Below are 16,423 nucleotides of genomic sequence, written 5' to 3'. Positions count from 1 at the left end.
GGGTTCACCACCTTACGATAAGTTTGCTTCTACTTGCTGACGGTCAAATTGTTCTTTGTACCATCCATTCGCAGCAAGCAGTTCTTCATGTGTTCCCCGTTCAATAATTTCACCGTTATCCAACACGAGTATAAGATCGGCATGTTGTACCGCTGAAAGTCGATGGGTTGTAATTAATGTCGTGCGACCGGCACGTTCCCGGCGAATGTTCCCAATAATCTTCGCTTCCGTCTTCGCATCCACGGCAGACATGGCATCATCCAGCACCAGAATCTCAGCGTCCGCAATAAGCGCGCGGGCAATGGATACACGCTGCTTCTGACCGCCAGACAATGAGACACCTTTCTCGCCTACGATGGTCTCTAAACCGCTCGACAGCGTATTAATGTCCTGTAAGAATGACGCGGACTCCAACGCTTGAAGTACATCATCTTCCGTACCATGGCGACGACCGTAGAGTATATTCTCTTGCACCGTTCTGGAGAAAAGAATCTGTTCTTGCGGCACGTAGGCGATCCATTCATTGATTTCACTTAATGAGATGGAGCCAAGTGCTGTCCCAGCCACCTTGATTTCTCCGTGACCGATCGGGTATTCGCGCAGAAGCTGCTTCAAGAGCGTCGTCTTCCCGCTTCCCGTCTTCCCAACAATACCAAGCGTCTGACCCCGATCTAAAGTAAACGAGATTTCCTTCAAATTTTTCGTTTCCGAAGTCGGGTAGGTGAACGTCACTTGATCAAATTCAATCATATGCGGCACGCCAACCGATTGAGTCTCCGCAGGATCCTGCACATCCGGCTCATACGATAGAATCTCATTCACGCGGTCAAGCGATGCATTCCCCCGCTGCATGACATTGATAAGTTCCCCCATCGCGAACATCGGCCAGATCATCATTCCGAGATACACGTTAAAGGATACCAATTCACCGAGCGTGATTTCTTGATGGAACACCAGATAGGCCCCATATGCAAGCCCGATCATATAACTAATACCAACTAAGATTTTAATCGTTGGTTCGAACAAAGCGTCAATGCGTGTCACGTCCAAATTCTTCTGAAACACATCATCCGTAACAGCCTTGAATCGTCTTTCATCTGCTCTTTCCTGAACATACGCGCGAATGACTCGCACACCAGAGATTGCCTCTAACACCTGATCATTCAGCTTTCCAAATGCATCTTGTGCCAATGTAAAGCGTTCATGGATCTTTTTCCCATAGATACTCATCGCCACAGCAATAAGTGGTAAAGGCAAGATCGCTGCTAGCGTTAGCTTCCAACTAATCATGAATCCCATAGTGAACAGGATCGTTAACATAAAGAAACTCGAATCCACCATCGTAAGAATCCCAAAACCAACGGTCGTTGATACCGCTCCTAAATCGTTGGTCGCTCGGGCCATGAGATCACCCGTCCGATTTTTCTCAAAGAATGTCGGCGTCATTTTTAGTAAATGCTTCATAAATCGTGTTCTTAGAATCCGTTCTATCACGAACGATCCACCAAAAATCTGATACATCCATGAATATCCCATCACATAGATCACGACCATAATCCCAAGAAACAGGAGTAAAAATTCCGATAATTTCGCGGATGTGAACGTACCTTGCTGGATCTGGTCAATGGCCTGACCCATGAGTTTCGGAGGTACCATTTCAAACAATCCAACGATCAACAGTAACAGAATACCGATCACATACCTGCGTCGATACATATTAAAAAACCATTTCAATTTATACAAAATCGAAAACATTTGAGGATTCACTACCCTTCCATTCCATCTTCAAGTTCTAACCATTGTTCGTACAATTCGTTCAATGCTTCTTGAACCGCCGCTTGTTCTGCAACAAGTCGGGCTAGCATCTCTGCATCTGTACGATGTTCCTCACTTAATAATGCTAATTCAAGGCTACATTGGTCCTGCTCCTTTAATGCAATTTGTTGTTCCAATTGTATTTTCCTTCTGGATGTCTTACTTGTTGAGAGGACTTCTTGATTCCGGTTCTCACGAGCGGGAGCATGCGTTCGTTGCACCGATACAGTCGAGGTATTGCGTGCCTTCTCCTTTTCAGATTGCTCCTTATATGCATCAAAATCACCCAAGTAACACGTCACTTGCTTGTTATGCAACGACCACACCTGTTCGGCAATTTGATTAATAAAATAACGGTCATGCGAGATGGTCAACACAGTTCCAGGGAACTCTTCAAGCATCTCTTCCAACGCTTCACGGGAAGCAATATCCAGATGGTTCGTCGGCTCATCTAACAGGAGGAAATTCGGCGATTGCTGCATGATTAACGCTAGCTTTAACCGCGTCCATTCGCCACCGGACAGATTCATCACGGATTTAAATACAGCTGCTCCGTAGAACAAGTATTTAGCCAGCATGCCGCGAGCTTCGCCTTCCTCCACATCAACCTGATTTCGAAAATATTGGATGACCGTAGCCTTTTCCAGCGGTGGAGCATCTTGGGCCAGATATCCAACTTCAACGCGCGCCCCCATCCGAATCTCTCCTTGATCAGGCTGCTCTTCCCCAAGAATGAGCTTAAACAACGTACTCTTTCCAACGCCATTCCCACCGATCATCGCTACACGATCACCATAGGCGAGGTTCAGCGTCACCTTCTGCAGCAGATTTCGACCCGCGTACCCTTTCTCAATGTCACGGCACACCAGCACATCCTTACCCGAACGTCCAGCGAAATCCAATTGGAAATCCACCTTCTTGCGTTCGAGAACTGGACGTTTAATTTTGTCCATCCGATCCAATGCTTTCTGAATCGAAGCTGCCCGCTTGAAGAACTTCTCATTGCCCCCGATGTTTCCCCACTCGATATATCGCTTGATCGCTTCCTTCATTTGCTTGATTCGCTTCTGTTGATCTTTGTACTCTTCAAACTGTAGAAGCAGCTTCTGTTGCTTTTCTTTATGATAATCGGAGTAATTCGTCAGATAGGTTGACGCTTCTCCGTCCTCAATTTCAATAATTTGGGTTACAACACGGTCCAGGAAATATCGATCATGAGATGCAATCAGACATGTTCCGGGATAAGCCACAATATATCGTTCTAACCACTCCACCGCATTCAAGTCGAGATGGTTCGTAGGTTCGTCTAGCAGCAGAAAATTCGGCTGCTCAATCAGTAATTTCGCGAGCGCTACTTTCGTTTTCTCCCCACCTGAAAGATGGTTGAAGGTGCGCTGAAACTGTTCCGTCGGAATGCCAATCCCGTTTGCAATTTGATGGATTCGCGTTTCGATTTCATAACCGCCTGCTCTTTCAAATGCTTCCTGAAGCTCTGCGTACTTGCGCAGCAATGAGTCCATTACATGTGGATCCTGGACAGCTTCGTCACTCGTCATACTGATTTCTGACTCACGCAGCTGCGCCTGAATTCTTAAAGCCTCATCAAATCCTTGCTGCAATACATCATAGACCGTCCATGCGGGATCGTTCCCTTGGATTTGGGTTAAGTATCCGATTCTCGTTCCCTTTGGAACGGAAATCGTTCCGCGATCAGGTTGTTCTAAGCCGGCCAACACATGGAGCAATGTGGACTTACCTGACCCATTCTGTCCGACCAGACCGACTTTCTCACCTTCGTTGAATTCAAAACTTATATGTGACAGCACCTGCTCGGCACCGTAATACTTCTCAATTTGTTGACAACTAATCATGGGTTTCGTATCCTCCTTGGTCTTTCCATTTCGGAAAGATTCGCAATCGTATGATGGGTACGCATCTCGATTTCCGCCTCCAAGGCAACAAAAAAAGGGCCGTAGGGAGGAATCCCTACAGCCCTTTAGCTATACAGTCCGCTAAGGTTTAGGCAGGAATCGATCCGCGTGAATATTCTGGATTTGATCAAAAATGGACAGACCTGTAGCGTGCGCAGCTCCAGTGTATACAAGCCCAGTTAGGTTAATCATTCCAGTTACCATCAAGTTCTGTTCCATCTGATTGCGTTTCATCCTGCCTTCACCTCCTTCTTTTAAAGTAAGATTACCATAACACACCATATTAAAAATTTGCAAGCATATTTTTTCCGTTTAAAAAAACTTTGAGGTTAGAAGCCGGTATAGACAAGTTCCCTTCGCGGCGAAAATAGATCGAAATCGGGTTCTTCGCTTGAATGTCGGGTACCAACACTCTTGCGATTTTCCCACGTCGAATCTCCTCCCGTACTTCAAGAGAAGATACAAAAGTAATTCCATAGCCCGCCATTACAGATCGAATGGTTTCTTGTGAACCTGTCCATTGAATAGCCGTTCTCGGGGATGCCACAGAATGCAATTGACACAAAGCCAATAACTTCTTACGCATGTAGCTGCCCTCCTCGCGCATAATGAACGGCTCCGCCATCAAGGATCGAAAAGAAACTTCTTTCCCTGCAAAGGGATGATCCGATGGCGCTATAAACCAGCATTCATCTTTAATCCAATTTTGCCGAGACAGTTCAGGATTTTCCTCGTCCTCTCCCCCAATGATCGCGATATCAGCATCAAAATTTTTCAGTTTATCCAAAGCATTGCTATTATTTAACGTCATTAAATGAATCTCGACTTGCGGATACATTTGCTTAAATTTCACGATGAGCTGCGGCAATAAAAAATTGGCCGGCAGGTAGGTTGCCGCAATACGTAATTTTCCTTGACGCCCCAGTCGAAAATCATCCATTTGACGTTCGATCTCTTGTTCAAAAGCAAAAAGTCTGTGCGCATGATCCGCAAGTGATCGTCCTGTTTCCGTCAATGCAATTCCTCGACCCTGAGGGGTAAGCAGCACCAGATCCAATTCTCGTTCGAGGTTGCGAATTTGAGCTGTCACTGCGGGCTGGCTCATGCGGAGTTGCTCAGCGGCACGTGTCACGCTGCCTAATTGAGCGGTCTTGTGAAAAATTCGTAGTGCGTGTAAGTTCATCGTTACAACTCCTTAATTCATAAATTTCATTTATGTATTCACCATAATTATATATTTGTTTTATTAATCATCTGCATCTATTGTAAGGTTACAAATCAAATGAATCAATGATGAATGAACTTAGAGGAGTGTTACGATGAAGATTATATGTGCTGAATGTAGTCAGGAAGCGCGAAATAACGCCGCTGTCTTCGCACCATGTGCCTGCGGCGGTCTCATGCAAGTGGAGCATGATTATGCTGGTTACGATGTAGAAGAACTCAAACATCGTTTTGATGAGAGATTACGAGATCGCATGTCACCCTATGCAAGCGGTGTATGGAGATATAAGGAGCTCATTGCACCCGAATTGGAAGATACCTCAATCGTGACCAAATATGAAGGCAATACCCCGTTATATGACGCAAATGAACCCCTGCTGCAATACGCAGGCATCAAGCACCTACAATTTAAAGCGCAAAGCCAAAATCCGAGCGGCTCATTCAAAGATAATGGGATGACAGCCGCCGTATCGCATGGTCACTCCCTAGGTTATCGGCACTTTGCCTGCAGCTCCACAGGGAATACCTCTGCTTCTCTTGCCATGTATGCCGGATGGATTGGTGCCGAAGCCCATGTCTATGTTCCAGGGAACGATATCGCAATGAACAAAGTACTTCAGACGTTAGCTTATGGCGCGCATGTCTATCCATTTGAAGGTACGTACGATGACGGGATACTTTATCTCGAGCGAGAAGCTGACTCCTTAGGATATTACGTTTGTAACTCGATCAACCCTTTGCGCATCGAAGGTCAGAAAAGCATCATTTATGAAATCGCACATCAACTCGCATGGAAGCTGCCTGACTGGATCATCGTTCCTGGAGGTGCATTAAGTAACGCCACAGCCTTAGGAAAAGGTCTCATGGACCTATATTCGCTTGGATTTATCCACCATCTGCCAAGGATCGCCATCATTCAAGCCGAAGGCGCTAGCCCATTCCATAAATTCATGCATGATCAAGGAAATCCTCATGGGACATTACAACCTGAAGAGCATCCGTATACCATTGCATCGGCCTTAAATATCGGGAACCCGCCAAGCTGGAGAAAAGCCATGCGTTACATCCAACAATGCAACGGGATTACCGCATCCGTAAGCGATGAGGAAATCATGAACGCGAAAGCCATCATCGATGCCTCAGGAATTGGATGTGAGCCCGCCTCTGCTGCTACGTTAGCCGGACTGCGCCAGCTTGTGGAGAATCAATGGATTCACCCTGAGGAACGTGCCGTATGTGTCTTAACGGGTCATATGCTGAAGGACACCCATGCGATTGAGTCATATCATCTCTCATCTACCTGCAAAAATCCCTTTGCCAACCCCCTTCAACCTATTCATTTATCCATTTGAAATAACAAAACCACCCTCCCGAATGAGATCGAGAGGGTGGAATATCGTAATATAATTACTTTTTACCTTGCATATGCTCTTCTAGAAGCTTACGCTTCATATCCCATGCTGCGACGCTTAAATCCACATGATATTGATGTGGATTCAGCTTACGTAAATATTCCGGCCAGAATAATTGCAGTTGGCCTTTGTGATGTTCACGAATCTCATCCAGTGTTGGCAATTCATACACTTGTTGGCCTGCCATGAAAATCGGAGTCAACAGCTCTTGTGCGTCATAATCTTGCACGAAGCGGTACATATAGGGATGAAGTGGATCAAATAGTTTAATTTGCTCGCGCTTACGCACATCCTCTTCTTCACTAAGACAGATGTAGTCAGCCACGGCCTTTCCGCGATTTGCGTCGATGATGCGGAAGATATCCTTTTTGCCAGGCGTGGTCACTTTTTCAGGATTTCCTGAAATCTTGATCGTAGGTTGATATTCACCGTTGACTTCAAGCGCCACGATTTTGTAGACACCACCCAAAGCGGGTTGATCTGCGGCTGTAATCAGCTGTGTTCCTACGCCCCAGATATCCACGCGTGCACCTTGTGCCTTCAGGTCGGATATCGTGTTCTCATCAAGATCATTTGATGCGACGATCTTTACATCCGGCAACCCCGCTGCATCCAACATCTCACGAGCACGGATCGACAAATATGCAATATCTCCGCTATCAAGGCGAATCGATTGAAGGCGTTTGCCCTCTTTCTCTAAATCCTTCCCTACCTCAATCGCATGCGGGACACCGCTTTTTAACGTATCATAGGTATCCACCAATAGGCTCACTTGATTCGGAAGCGCCTTTGCGAATTTCTCGAACGCTTCTTCTTCGGTATGGAAACTTTGTACCCAAGCATGGGCATGTGTCCCTTTGGTCGGTATTCCGAATTGCTGACCTGCCAGCATATTGGATGTTGCATCAAAACCGCCGATGTAAGCCGCGCGTGCTCCCCAGACAGCTGCATCAGCTTCTTGTGCTCGGCGCGTACCGAACTCTAAGAGCGTATCTGTACCGACAACTTGCCGAATACGCGATGCTTTGGTCGCAATGAGCGTCTGGAAATTCATGAAATTTAACATCGCTGTCTCAATCAACTGTGCTTCGAATAATCTCGCTTCCACTCGAATCAGCGGTTCATTGGGGAATACCAGGGTTCCCTCTTTCACGGCATGCAGATTACCAGTAAAGCGCAATTGACGCAGCTCTTCTAAAAAACGCGGGTCATACTGCTCTTCTTGCTCTGCCAAGTACTGCACAGCCGCTTCATCGAAATGAAGTTCTTTAATATAGTTAACAATCCGTTCAACCCCAGCAAAAACGGCGTAACCGTTCCCGAAGGGAAGCTTTCGAAAATAGGCGTCGAAAACAGCCTTTTGATTATGCGTACCATTCACCCAATGCGCATACATCATATTAATTTGATATTTATCAGTATGAAGAGCCATCGTGTCTGCGTTCATCTTGTTCATCTCCTAACGTGGTGCGCCTTGCTTATATGACATTTGCCCCTAATGAATTGCTGAAATGTCCGAGCGCCCAAGTATGGCCATCTGCATTAAAGCTAGCCACAGCGTCCTGATGGACGGTAATTTGAAATCCTTTATTATAAGCGTCAACCGCCGTATGAAGTACACAGATATCCGTGCACACCCCGATCAAGTGGATTTCCTGGATGCCACGAACTCGAAGCTGAAGCTCTAAATCCGTCCCGCAAAACGCGCTGTATCGTGTTTTATCCATCCAATAGATCTGATCTTGATGAGATTCATAGGAAGCCTGTAATGTACCATATAAATGCCTTCCCTCGGTACCACGAATATTATGCGGCGGGAAGAGTTTGTGCTCTGGATGAAGTGCATCCTGCTCATCATGTAAATCGACGGCCATGACCACATAATCCCCATCCTGAACAAATTGTTCCGTCAATGCCACGACACGCTGTTCAATATCGATCGCAGGTTGACCAACGGGCAGCTTCCCGATCACAAAATCAACCGTATAATCAATGACAATAAGAGCTTTCATCCTTCATCTCTCCTTGTTCTTTCATTGACTTTATGTATAAATGGATACGGTTGGCACATAGTCTGTAAACCGATATAACTGTGCTGGCCGTTGCGAATACTGATTGGAGTATAGTTTCTCCCCATGCTCGTCACATGCAACTTGAATAATACCTCTTCGGCTCTGCGTGGATGTAATTTTCCGGATAAAATTCGTTTCTTTAAAATCAGGAACAACCGTCTGAATGACTTGATAGAGCTCACTTAACGTAAATACCTCAGGCAGAAATTCCTTTGCTATGGTCGTGACAAGCATTTCTTGTTGGATTTTCTGATAAGCATCTGTTATAATCTCATGATGGTCAAATGCTAATTCTAACTTATTCAATGCTTCTTCTACCGTGAATAATTTCACATCTTCGGCAGCGTCTGCAGCCTTTCGCTTCTCTAGCCACTTCTCGTTCACGAGTGCGTAGAAAGCATGTGAAATCATCCATCCGCGTGGGTCACGTCCCGGTCGACTATACACATTTAAATAATCCAAATGAACATCCGCTACACCCGTCTCTTCCATCAATTCGCGACGTGCTGTATCGTAGAGGGCCTCCGATTCTCTGCCAAAACCACCTGGCAAAGCCCAACTTCCTGCGAATGGCCAACGTTTGCGTCGGATTAATAGAACCATCAGATCTCGATATGGTAACGACTTCTTCGCCGTTTGCTTCTCTTTGCGTGTTATTGTAAAAATAACGATATCCGCCGGTGCACCATCTGGTGTCCGATATTTCCCCACGTTGTACTGGTTCTTCTCTGTCGACTCCATCGATTCTCACCCGATTGTAAATGTATTTTTAATATTATTATTATGAACTATTCACGAGAAATGTCAATGTTTCACCCCAGAACAGTCAAAAAAGATAAGCTTCGCTTGTCGCTTAGCTTATCTTTCTTCGATTTCCTACATCTATTCGGATTTCTTATTTTTGAACATTTCTCCGATCGCGCCAATGCTTCCTAACGTCTCTACGGCGTTTGTCGGAATAAACACTTTGTTCGCCGCACCATTCGAAATATCGGTCAAGGCTTCGAAAGATCTGTATGCAAGAATATTCTCATTCAGTCCTGCAGATGCAATCAGCTCAATACGAATTTTCTCCGCTTCTGCAACCGCTTGAATGGCTTTGGCACGCCCTAGAGCCTCTAATTCCTGCGCTTGTCGTAAGCCCTCTGCTTCACGAATACGAGCTTCTTTGTCTCCTTCCGCCTTCAGGATCTTACTCTGCTTATCCCCTTCAGCACGCAGGATCATATCTTGCTTGGCAGCCTCGGCTTCCAGTACAATCGCACGCTTGCTCCGTTCTGCCTTCATTTGCTTATCCATCGATTCCTGGATATCTAACGGCGGCTTAATATCAATAACTTCGACCCGTTCAATCCGTACGCCCCATTTTTCTGTCGCTTCGTCCAGCGCGATGCGGATTTCAGTCGAAATTTTCTCACGCCCGGATAAGGTCTCATCCAACTCCAACTTACCGATAATCTGACGCATCGTAGCTGTCGTAATATTTCTTACACCATAAACATAATCCGAAATGCCATACGTTGCTTGTTCCGGCCCAACCACTTGATAGAAGATAATCGTGTCAATTTGCACTTGCACATTATCCTTCGTAATTACGGTCTGCGGCGGGACATTCGCTTGTTGAATGCGCAAGTCGTGGTACGTACGAACATGATCAATAATAGGAATAAGGATATTAATCCCTGGCGTTAACAAACGGTTAAATCGACCTAATCGCTCCACAACGCCTACACGTTGCTGAGGAACGATCTTGACCGTAAGTGAAATAAAGACAACCGCAACCAACAAAATTACAATCGTAATGATCCAAGACATCGGACTATTCCCCTCTCCATTTTTCGACTTCAAGAATGGTATTGCCGCGGCGCAGAACGATGACTTCATCATGTTTGAGCAGATCCTCGGAAGCCGTCGCACTCCAAAGATCATTCCCCACTTTCACGATCCCGTTCTGTCCAGGTTCGATGGGTTCAATGACGACGCCCTTTTTACCGACCAGCTGATCCACGGCGTCCTTAAATCCGCGCGAAGCACGGAAGTGCCGCGTAATCGGCTTCGTGAATATCGTCAGTAAAACAGCAGCTAGGACCCCAGCAATCGCTTGCAATACGAACAAAGTTGGTGCTATAAGCGCTACAATCATTGCCACCAAAGCACCAAGCGCCAGCCAAAGCATGTAGAAGGTGAGGGAGAACATCTCAGCTATAAGAAGCACTCCGCCTACGATAAGCCATATAACCCAAACTTCCATCGACCTTGCAACCCCCTTCACTCGTTCTTCAATGTATACGCAAGTCGAGGGGAAAATATCGTTATTTTTGCTAGTGTTTTTTCCTTCCGTCCTAAGTGAAGGAATTGAATTACATATCTTGCGAGCGTGATTGCCATTTCGCGGAACGTCGGCGAAGCTTCGCCGTACCCCATTCGTAAGCGATCCGAACGAGAATACTTGTGCCGACGATCAGAATCGACATCGCTGAAGCCGGCGCAATATCTCCAGCATCATCCATGTTCACGATCATCACGGAAGCAAGCTTTAAGTCTGGCGCATATAAAAATACGACGGCCGAAATGGTCACCATGGAGTTAATGAAGAAGTAGATTCCCATTTCCAATATCGCTGGAATCGTGATCGGTACAGTGACTTTGAACAATGTTCTGTAGAACGGTACACCCATCGAATCCGAAGCATATTCATACTCGTTATCCAGCTTCTTGAGCGCTGTTGTAGCCGTAATAAACGCCACAGAGAAGAAATGTACGATGTTCACGAGCACCAAGATCCAGATTGTCCCGTACAAGCCGTTCAACGGGTTCGACTTCTGATTGAAGAAGAAGATATAGGATAGTCCTAATACGAGGCCCGGCAAGGCAAGTGGGATGATGGACAGAAAATACCCTAATAAACGCAGCGGTTTCCATACTTTCAGCTTCTCAATGGCATAGGCCGACAGATACGTTACAATCGTACCTATAATGGCCGTCAAGAAAGATACCTTCAAGCTGTTCCAGAACGGTTCTAGCCCTGTTCCTCCTGCTACTTTTGTGAAATCAAAATGGTCTAACGTCAAGCTTAGATTGTAAGGCCATAACTTCACGAAGGATCCATATACAACGGTAAGAAGCAAGATCAGAATCGCACCAGCAATCACAGAACAATAGATCGTATATAGACGATCACGCCCTGGGCGGCGCTTGAGTTGAAAAGGAACCGCCTTGGCACTAACGACAGATTTTTGTTTACGTTCGAGATATCGATCCACCGCAAAAGCCAAAATAGCTGGGAGAATAAGTACAAGCCCTACGGTTGCTCCCATCGACATGTTCTGTTGACCAATGACATATTTGTACATATCCGTCGCAAGAACGTTATATTGTCCGCCTACGATCTTTGGCGCCCCGAAATCCGTGAACACAAGCGTAAAACAAACGAAAAATGCACTGATAAGACCGTATTTGACACCTGGCAATGTTACGGTAAAAAATTTACGCATTTGACCCGCTCCCAGTGTCTCAGCTGCTTCATACAAGCGAAAGTCAGACATGGATAGCGCAACAACCATAATCAGAAATGCTTGCGGAAATGTAAAAACAACCTCGGATATGATGATCCCTACAGGACCATAGAGGTGGATATCCCAGCCTGTGGGCAGCAACCCGAAGAATCCCGTCGTGACATAACCTTGATTTCCGAACATGAAGGTCAATGCCAGCCCATGCATCATCGAAGGCGCGAATAACGGGAGCAGCGCCGCATAACGGAAAAATGTCTTGCCTCGCATCATCGTCCGGACAATACCGAAGGCATAAGCAAATGCGAGCGCCACCGAAATAATCGTACTAATGACAGAGACAAACATGGTATTTGCTAACGATTGGGCAAGTGCAGGGGAAGCCAAATACGTGAACACATTGGAGACGCCGATCCATTCTCCCTCTTCGTTCATAAATGCCCGTTCAAATAAAGCGCCTAAAGGAAGCAGAATGCTTACGGCTAGTGCAGCTGCGATGATGAGTAAAAGCAATCGTTGTAAATTCTCATTCCAGTTCAAAGTGTTGCCCCCTACCCGTTCACGACAATGGGTTTGTCGGCATGAAATGTGATAATGCGTTCCCGCGGCAGGCGAAATGGAATGACTTGCTCCTTCGTCAGCTGAAGCCCCTTCGTCTGCTCGGAAGAGATGTCAATCATGACCTGACGTTGCTCAGGTTCTTCGGCACTGTTCATACATTGCAACGTTAGGCGATAGAACGAACCGCGGAACTCGATTTCTTGAATTCGTCCGTATTGTACAGCTTCAGCTTGATCCAATGCCCCCACGTGGATATGCTCCGGTCGAATCGCTGTCATTGGTTCTTTCGAGGATAGCCGTTCCGATGCATTCAATGTATCCATGAAATTAATGGCACCTATAAAATCTGCTACAAACGGACTATTCGGATGCTCGTAGACTTGCTGAGGCGTACCGATCTGTACAATCTCTGCATTATTCATAACGACAATTTTGTCTGCCATGGTCAGCGCTTCTTCCTGGTCATGCGTAACCATGATCGTGGTCATTCCTAATCGCTCATGGAGGTTACGAATTTCTTTGCGCAGCTTATCACGAACTTTGGCATCTAGCGCGGACAGGGGTTCGTCTAGCAGGAGAACCTTCGGGGACATGGCAAGCGCTCGTGCAAGCGCAATTCGTTGTTGCTGACCACCTGAGCATTGACCAGGATATTTATGGGCCAGATGTGAGAGATTGACTAAATCCAGCACTTCATCGACCCGGTTGCGGATCTCGCGCTTGTTAAGCTTCTTAGAGGATAAGCCATATGCGATATTGTCATATGCTGTAAGGTTAGGAAAAAGCGCATAGGACTGGAACATCATCGCAAAGTCACGCTGTCCTGCCGGCATCTTGGTGATATCCTTGCCATCCATCACAAGGGAACCCGTCGTCGCGGTCTCTAATCCCGCAATAATTCGCAATAATGTCGTTTTACCGCAACCGCTTGGTCCTAGCAAACAGACAAATTCATTATGAGTAATTTGTAAATCGATACCTTTCAACGAAACAAATTGTCCAAATTTCTTTTGGATCTGATTTAACGTTAAATAAGGCTGCATCCCTTTGGCCTCCATACATGTTCAAGTTATCTGCAACCTAACTATAGAAAAGTTTTGTTAACTTTATATCATTCGTGTATGAAGAATTTGTATAGATTTACAATTCCACAAAAAAAGCACCCTCGCGAAGAGGATGCTTACAAGAGCTTTAGATATTCTTAATCATTCGTGCCGGGTTACCACCAACGACGACGTTATCCGGAACATCCTTCGTGACCACGGATCCTGATGCCACAACGACGTTATTACCAATGCGAACGCCTGGGTTAATAACCGATCTTCCGCCGATCCAGACATTGTCCCCAATCGTAATCGGTTTCGCATATTCCACGCCACTGTTCCGTTCCACTGGATCAAGAGGATGTGTTGCTGTATACAAATGTACTCCAGGAGCTAAGAAACAGTTGCTTCCAATGTTCACGGGACAAACATCGAGAATAACGCAATCGAAATTCGCATAGAAATTGTGTCCTACATGAATGTTGTACCCATAATCACATTTGATGGTCGGTTCGATGTATATATCGCCCCCCACCGTACCGAATAATTGCTTCAGAAGCTGTGTACGTTCTTCTCCATCCACTTCTGTCGTCTGGTTGTAGAGTCGCGTTAAACGTCTTGCACGGAGGCGATCCGCGACCAACTCTTCGTCAGCTGCCAAGTAGTATTCGCCATGGATCATCTTTTCTTTTTCGGTTTTCATCTGATGCACTCCTTCTGGATGTGAAAAAAGCTGTTCAATCTGCATTGAACAGCCCTCTTCTTAGTCTCCGCATTTCGATGTAGATACAGTACCCGCTTCAACTTCGATTTTCTCGGAAACGGTATCACGAATCGCAGTCATAATCATTTGAAGCAAGTAGTTCAAATCGCTTTGGCTTTGCTGAAATTCCGAAACAATCGGAATATTATCCAGCTCATCCTGTAAATCTTCGATTTCTTGCTCAATTTTAGCCACCATCTCTGTGTTCTGGAAACGTTCAAACGCAACAATTTCCTTCTGCTTCTTCTTCATCGAAGCGATAAGCGTTTGTATTCGATCATTTGTATTGATCGTTTTCTCTGCCGTCTGGTACATCTTCACTTCTTCCGACGTATAGATCAAATCGGCAAGTTCTTTCGTCTTTGCCATAATATCTTCACGCACGAGGAGATCGCGAACTTCAAACTTAGGAATTTGGACTTCTTCATGTGTATGATCATGATCGTGCTGGCTCATCGTTTATCTCTCCATTCTTTCCCAATAAATCTGGACCTGTGACTTATTTTACATAGGGACTTGCTCGGTGACAAGCTCCCCTTTCATAAACCATGTGAACGAATCGGTAACTTTCACATGAACGAACGTTTCGATCAAGTCTTTGGAACCTTCAAAATGAATCAACTTATTCGTACGTGTCCGTCCTGACAGCATATTCGCATTATTCTTACTTTCCCCTTCAACCAAAACTTCCACGACTTGTCCTACCATATTGTCATGAATTTGGCGGCTGGATTGCTTAATGGAATCATTTAAGCGCTGTAGACGTTCCTTTTTCACATCCATCGGTACGTTATCTTCCATGGAAGCAGCTGGCGTACCTACGCGAGGTGAGTATATAAAAGTATACGCCGAATCGTAGCCAACTTCTTTCACCAGCGAAAGCGTATCTTCAAATTGCTCATCTGTCTCTCCTGGGAACCCAACGATGATATCTGTTGTAAGAACCACATCCGGAATCACCTTTTTGATTTTGCGAACCAATTCGAGGTATTGCTCGCGCGTATATTTACGACTCATAATTTTCAACATTTGCGTACTGCCCGATTGAACCGGAAGATGAATATGTTCAACCAAGTTCCCGCGTTTCGCTAACACGTCAATCAATTGATCATCAAAATCACGCGGATGAGAGGTCATGAACCGAACTCGCGGAATATCAATTTTGTGCATATCATCCATGAGGTGAGCGAAAGTATATTCAATATCGGTGAAGTCTTTTCCGTAAGCATTCACGTTCTGTCCGAGCAGCGTAATCTCTTTGAAGCCTTGTCTCGCTAAATCGCGGACTTCTGCAATCACATCTTCAGGACGACGGCTCCGTTCTTTCCCCCGCGTGAAAGGTACAATACAATATGTACAGAACTTGTCGCAGCCATACATAATGTTGACCCATGCGCGCATGCCTTCACGTTTCTTCGGCAGGTTCTCGATGATGTCGCCTTCCTTGGACCATACTTCAACGACCATCTCTTTACTGAAAAGCGCATCCTGAATCAGATAAGGAAGACGATGGATATTGTGCGTTCCAAAAATCATATCTACGAAGCCATGCTTCGCCATGATCCGATGAACCACAGATTCTTCTTGAGACATGCAGCCGCATACCCCGAGGATGAGCCCAGGTTTCTCCGTTTTCAGATGCTTCAAGTGACCCAGCTCTCCGAATACTTTATCCTCTGCGTTCTCGCGAATGGCACATGTATTCAGTAGAATGATATCGGCAAGCTTGCGATCTTCAGTGCTTTGGTAGCCCATCTCCTCCAACATGCCCTTCATCGTCTCGGTATCATGTTCATTCATCTGACAACCGAAGGTGTAAATGATATAGTGTTTATCTTTCCCAATTTCCTTCAACTCGTCTGGTATGCCTGCATCATAATGAACTTGGATATCTTCTTTCCCTCTACGTTTCTCTTCCGTATGATTAGGCGCAGAATTGATGGAGATTTCACGGCCGTTAATACGGTATGTTGTTTTCCCTTCTTCCTGCTTGATCACTTTCGCGGTTGAGAAGTCAAAGTATTTAGCGTAGTCTTTGGATTTGTTATTCTCCTGTGTCAAGTTCGGTCCACTTCCCTCTATATTGAAAT

Annotated in this window: 15 protein-coding genes; 1 reads left to right on the top strand and 14 read right to left on the bottom strand. The window is 45.7% G+C overall.

Annotation, left to right across the window (positions count from 1 at the left end; all coding sequences use genetic code 11):
- Positions 1 to 12: 12 nt before the first annotated feature.
- The 4 genes from BVG16_RS14725 to BVG16_RS14715 form a co-directional block, all read right to left on the bottom strand.
- Complete coding sequence (locus BVG16_RS14725; protein WP_078499598.1) at positions 13 to 1,755, bottom strand: ABC transporter ATP-binding protein; 1,743 nt, start codon at positions 1,753 to 1,755, stop codon at positions 13 to 15.
- Positions 1,756 to 1,766: 11 nt separating this feature from the next.
- Positions 1,767 to 3,686, bottom strand: coding sequence for a ribosomal protection-like ABC-F family protein (abc-f, locus tag BVG16_RS14720; protein WP_078499432.1), 1,920 nt, complete (start codon positions 3,684 to 3,686; stop codon positions 1,767 to 1,769).
- A gap of 141 nt (positions 3,687 to 3,827) precedes the next feature.
- Positions 3,828 to 3,980 carry a hypothetical protein gene (locus tag BVG16_RS32820; protein WP_158081700.1) on the bottom strand — a complete coding sequence of 51 codons (153 nt, stop codon included), beginning with the start codon at positions 3,978 to 3,980 and terminating at the stop codon, positions 3,828 to 3,830.
- A gap of 49 nt (positions 3,981 to 4,029) precedes the next feature.
- Positions 4,030 to 4,929 carry a LysR family transcriptional regulator gene (locus tag BVG16_RS14715; protein ID WP_078499431.1) on the bottom strand — a complete coding sequence of 300 codons (900 nt, stop codon included), beginning with the start codon at positions 4,927 to 4,929 and terminating at the stop codon, positions 4,030 to 4,032.
- 136 nt (positions 4,930 to 5,065) lie between these two features.
- On the opposite strand from BVG16_RS14715, the gene thrC reads away from it, so the two are divergent.
- Positions 5,066 to 6,322, top strand: coding sequence for a threonine synthase (gene thrC, locus BVG16_RS14710; protein WP_078499430.1), 1,257 nt, complete (start codon positions 5,066 to 5,068; stop codon positions 6,320 to 6,322).
- A 55-nt stretch (positions 6,323 to 6,377) separates the two neighbouring features.
- On the opposite strand, the gene BVG16_RS14705 is transcribed toward thrC, so the two are convergent.
- The 10 genes from BVG16_RS14705 to miaB form a co-directional block, all read right to left on the bottom strand.
- Positions 6,378 to 7,829, bottom strand: coding sequence for a nicotinate phosphoribosyltransferase (locus BVG16_RS14705; RefSeq protein WP_078499429.1), 1,452 nt, complete (start codon positions 7,827 to 7,829; stop codon positions 6,378 to 6,380).
- Between the two features lie 31 nt (positions 7,830 to 7,860).
- On the bottom strand, positions 7,861 to 8,394 hold the full coding sequence (locus BVG16_RS14700; RefSeq protein WP_078499428.1) for a cysteine hydrolase family protein: 534 nt from the start codon (positions 8,392 to 8,394) through the stop codon (positions 7,861 to 7,863).
- A 30-nt stretch (positions 8,395 to 8,424) separates the two neighbouring features.
- A complete protein-coding gene (locus BVG16_RS14695; RefSeq protein ID WP_078499427.1) occupies positions 8,425 to 9,195 on the bottom strand; it encodes an NUDIX domain-containing protein in 771 nt (256 codons plus the stop codon).
- Between the two features lie 141 nt (positions 9,196 to 9,336).
- Positions 9,337 to 10,269, bottom strand: coding sequence for an SPFH domain-containing protein (locus tag BVG16_RS14690; RefSeq protein ID WP_078499426.1), 933 nt, complete (start codon positions 10,267 to 10,269; stop codon positions 9,337 to 9,339).
- A gap of 4 nt (positions 10,270 to 10,273) precedes the next feature.
- Entirely contained in the window at positions 10,274 to 10,705 is a 432-nt protein-coding gene (locus tag BVG16_RS14685; RefSeq protein WP_078499425.1) for an NfeD family protein, read from the bottom strand.
- Positions 10,706 to 10,814: 109 nt separating this feature from the next.
- The gene (locus BVG16_RS14680) at positions 10,815 to 12,506 is read right to left on the bottom strand and encodes a putative 2-aminoethylphosphonate ABC transporter permease subunit (RefSeq protein WP_078499424.1); all 1,692 of its coding nucleotides are present in this window, start codon (positions 12,504 to 12,506) and stop codon (positions 10,815 to 10,817) included.
- Between the two features lie 11 nt (positions 12,507 to 12,517).
- On the bottom strand, positions 12,518 to 13,570 hold the full coding sequence (locus BVG16_RS14675; protein WP_078499423.1) for a putative 2-aminoethylphosphonate ABC transporter ATP-binding protein: 1,053 nt from the start codon (positions 13,568 to 13,570) through the stop codon (positions 12,518 to 12,520).
- 148 nt (positions 13,571 to 13,718) lie between these two features.
- Positions 13,719 to 14,273: a maltose acetyltransferase domain-containing protein gene (locus BVG16_RS14670; RefSeq protein WP_078499597.1), complete on the bottom strand. Its 555-nt coding sequence runs from the start codon at positions 14,271 to 14,273 to the stop codon at positions 13,719 to 13,721.
- Positions 14,274 to 14,333: 60 nt separating this feature from the next.
- Positions 14,334 to 14,789, bottom strand: a complete 456-nt coding sequence (locus tag BVG16_RS14665) for a RicAFT regulatory complex protein RicA family protein (RefSeq protein WP_078499422.1) — start codon at positions 14,787 to 14,789, stop codon at positions 14,334 to 14,336.
- A 48-nt stretch (positions 14,790 to 14,837) separates the two neighbouring features.
- Positions 14,838 to 16,394 (bottom strand): tRNA (N6-isopentenyl adenosine(37)-C2)-methylthiotransferase MiaB, encoded by a 1,557-nt coding sequence (gene miaB / locus BVG16_RS14660; protein ID WP_078499421.1) that lies wholly within the window; start codon positions 16,392 to 16,394, stop codon positions 14,838 to 14,840.
- Positions 16,395 to 16,423 lie beyond the last annotated feature (29 nt).

This window comes from Paenibacillus selenitireducens, from assembly GCF_002021565.1.
GTDB lineage: Bacteria > Bacillota > Bacilli > Paenibacillales > Paenibacillaceae > Paenibacillus_K > Paenibacillus_K selenitireducens.
This window is presented reverse-complemented; position numbering and strand designations above follow the sequence as displayed.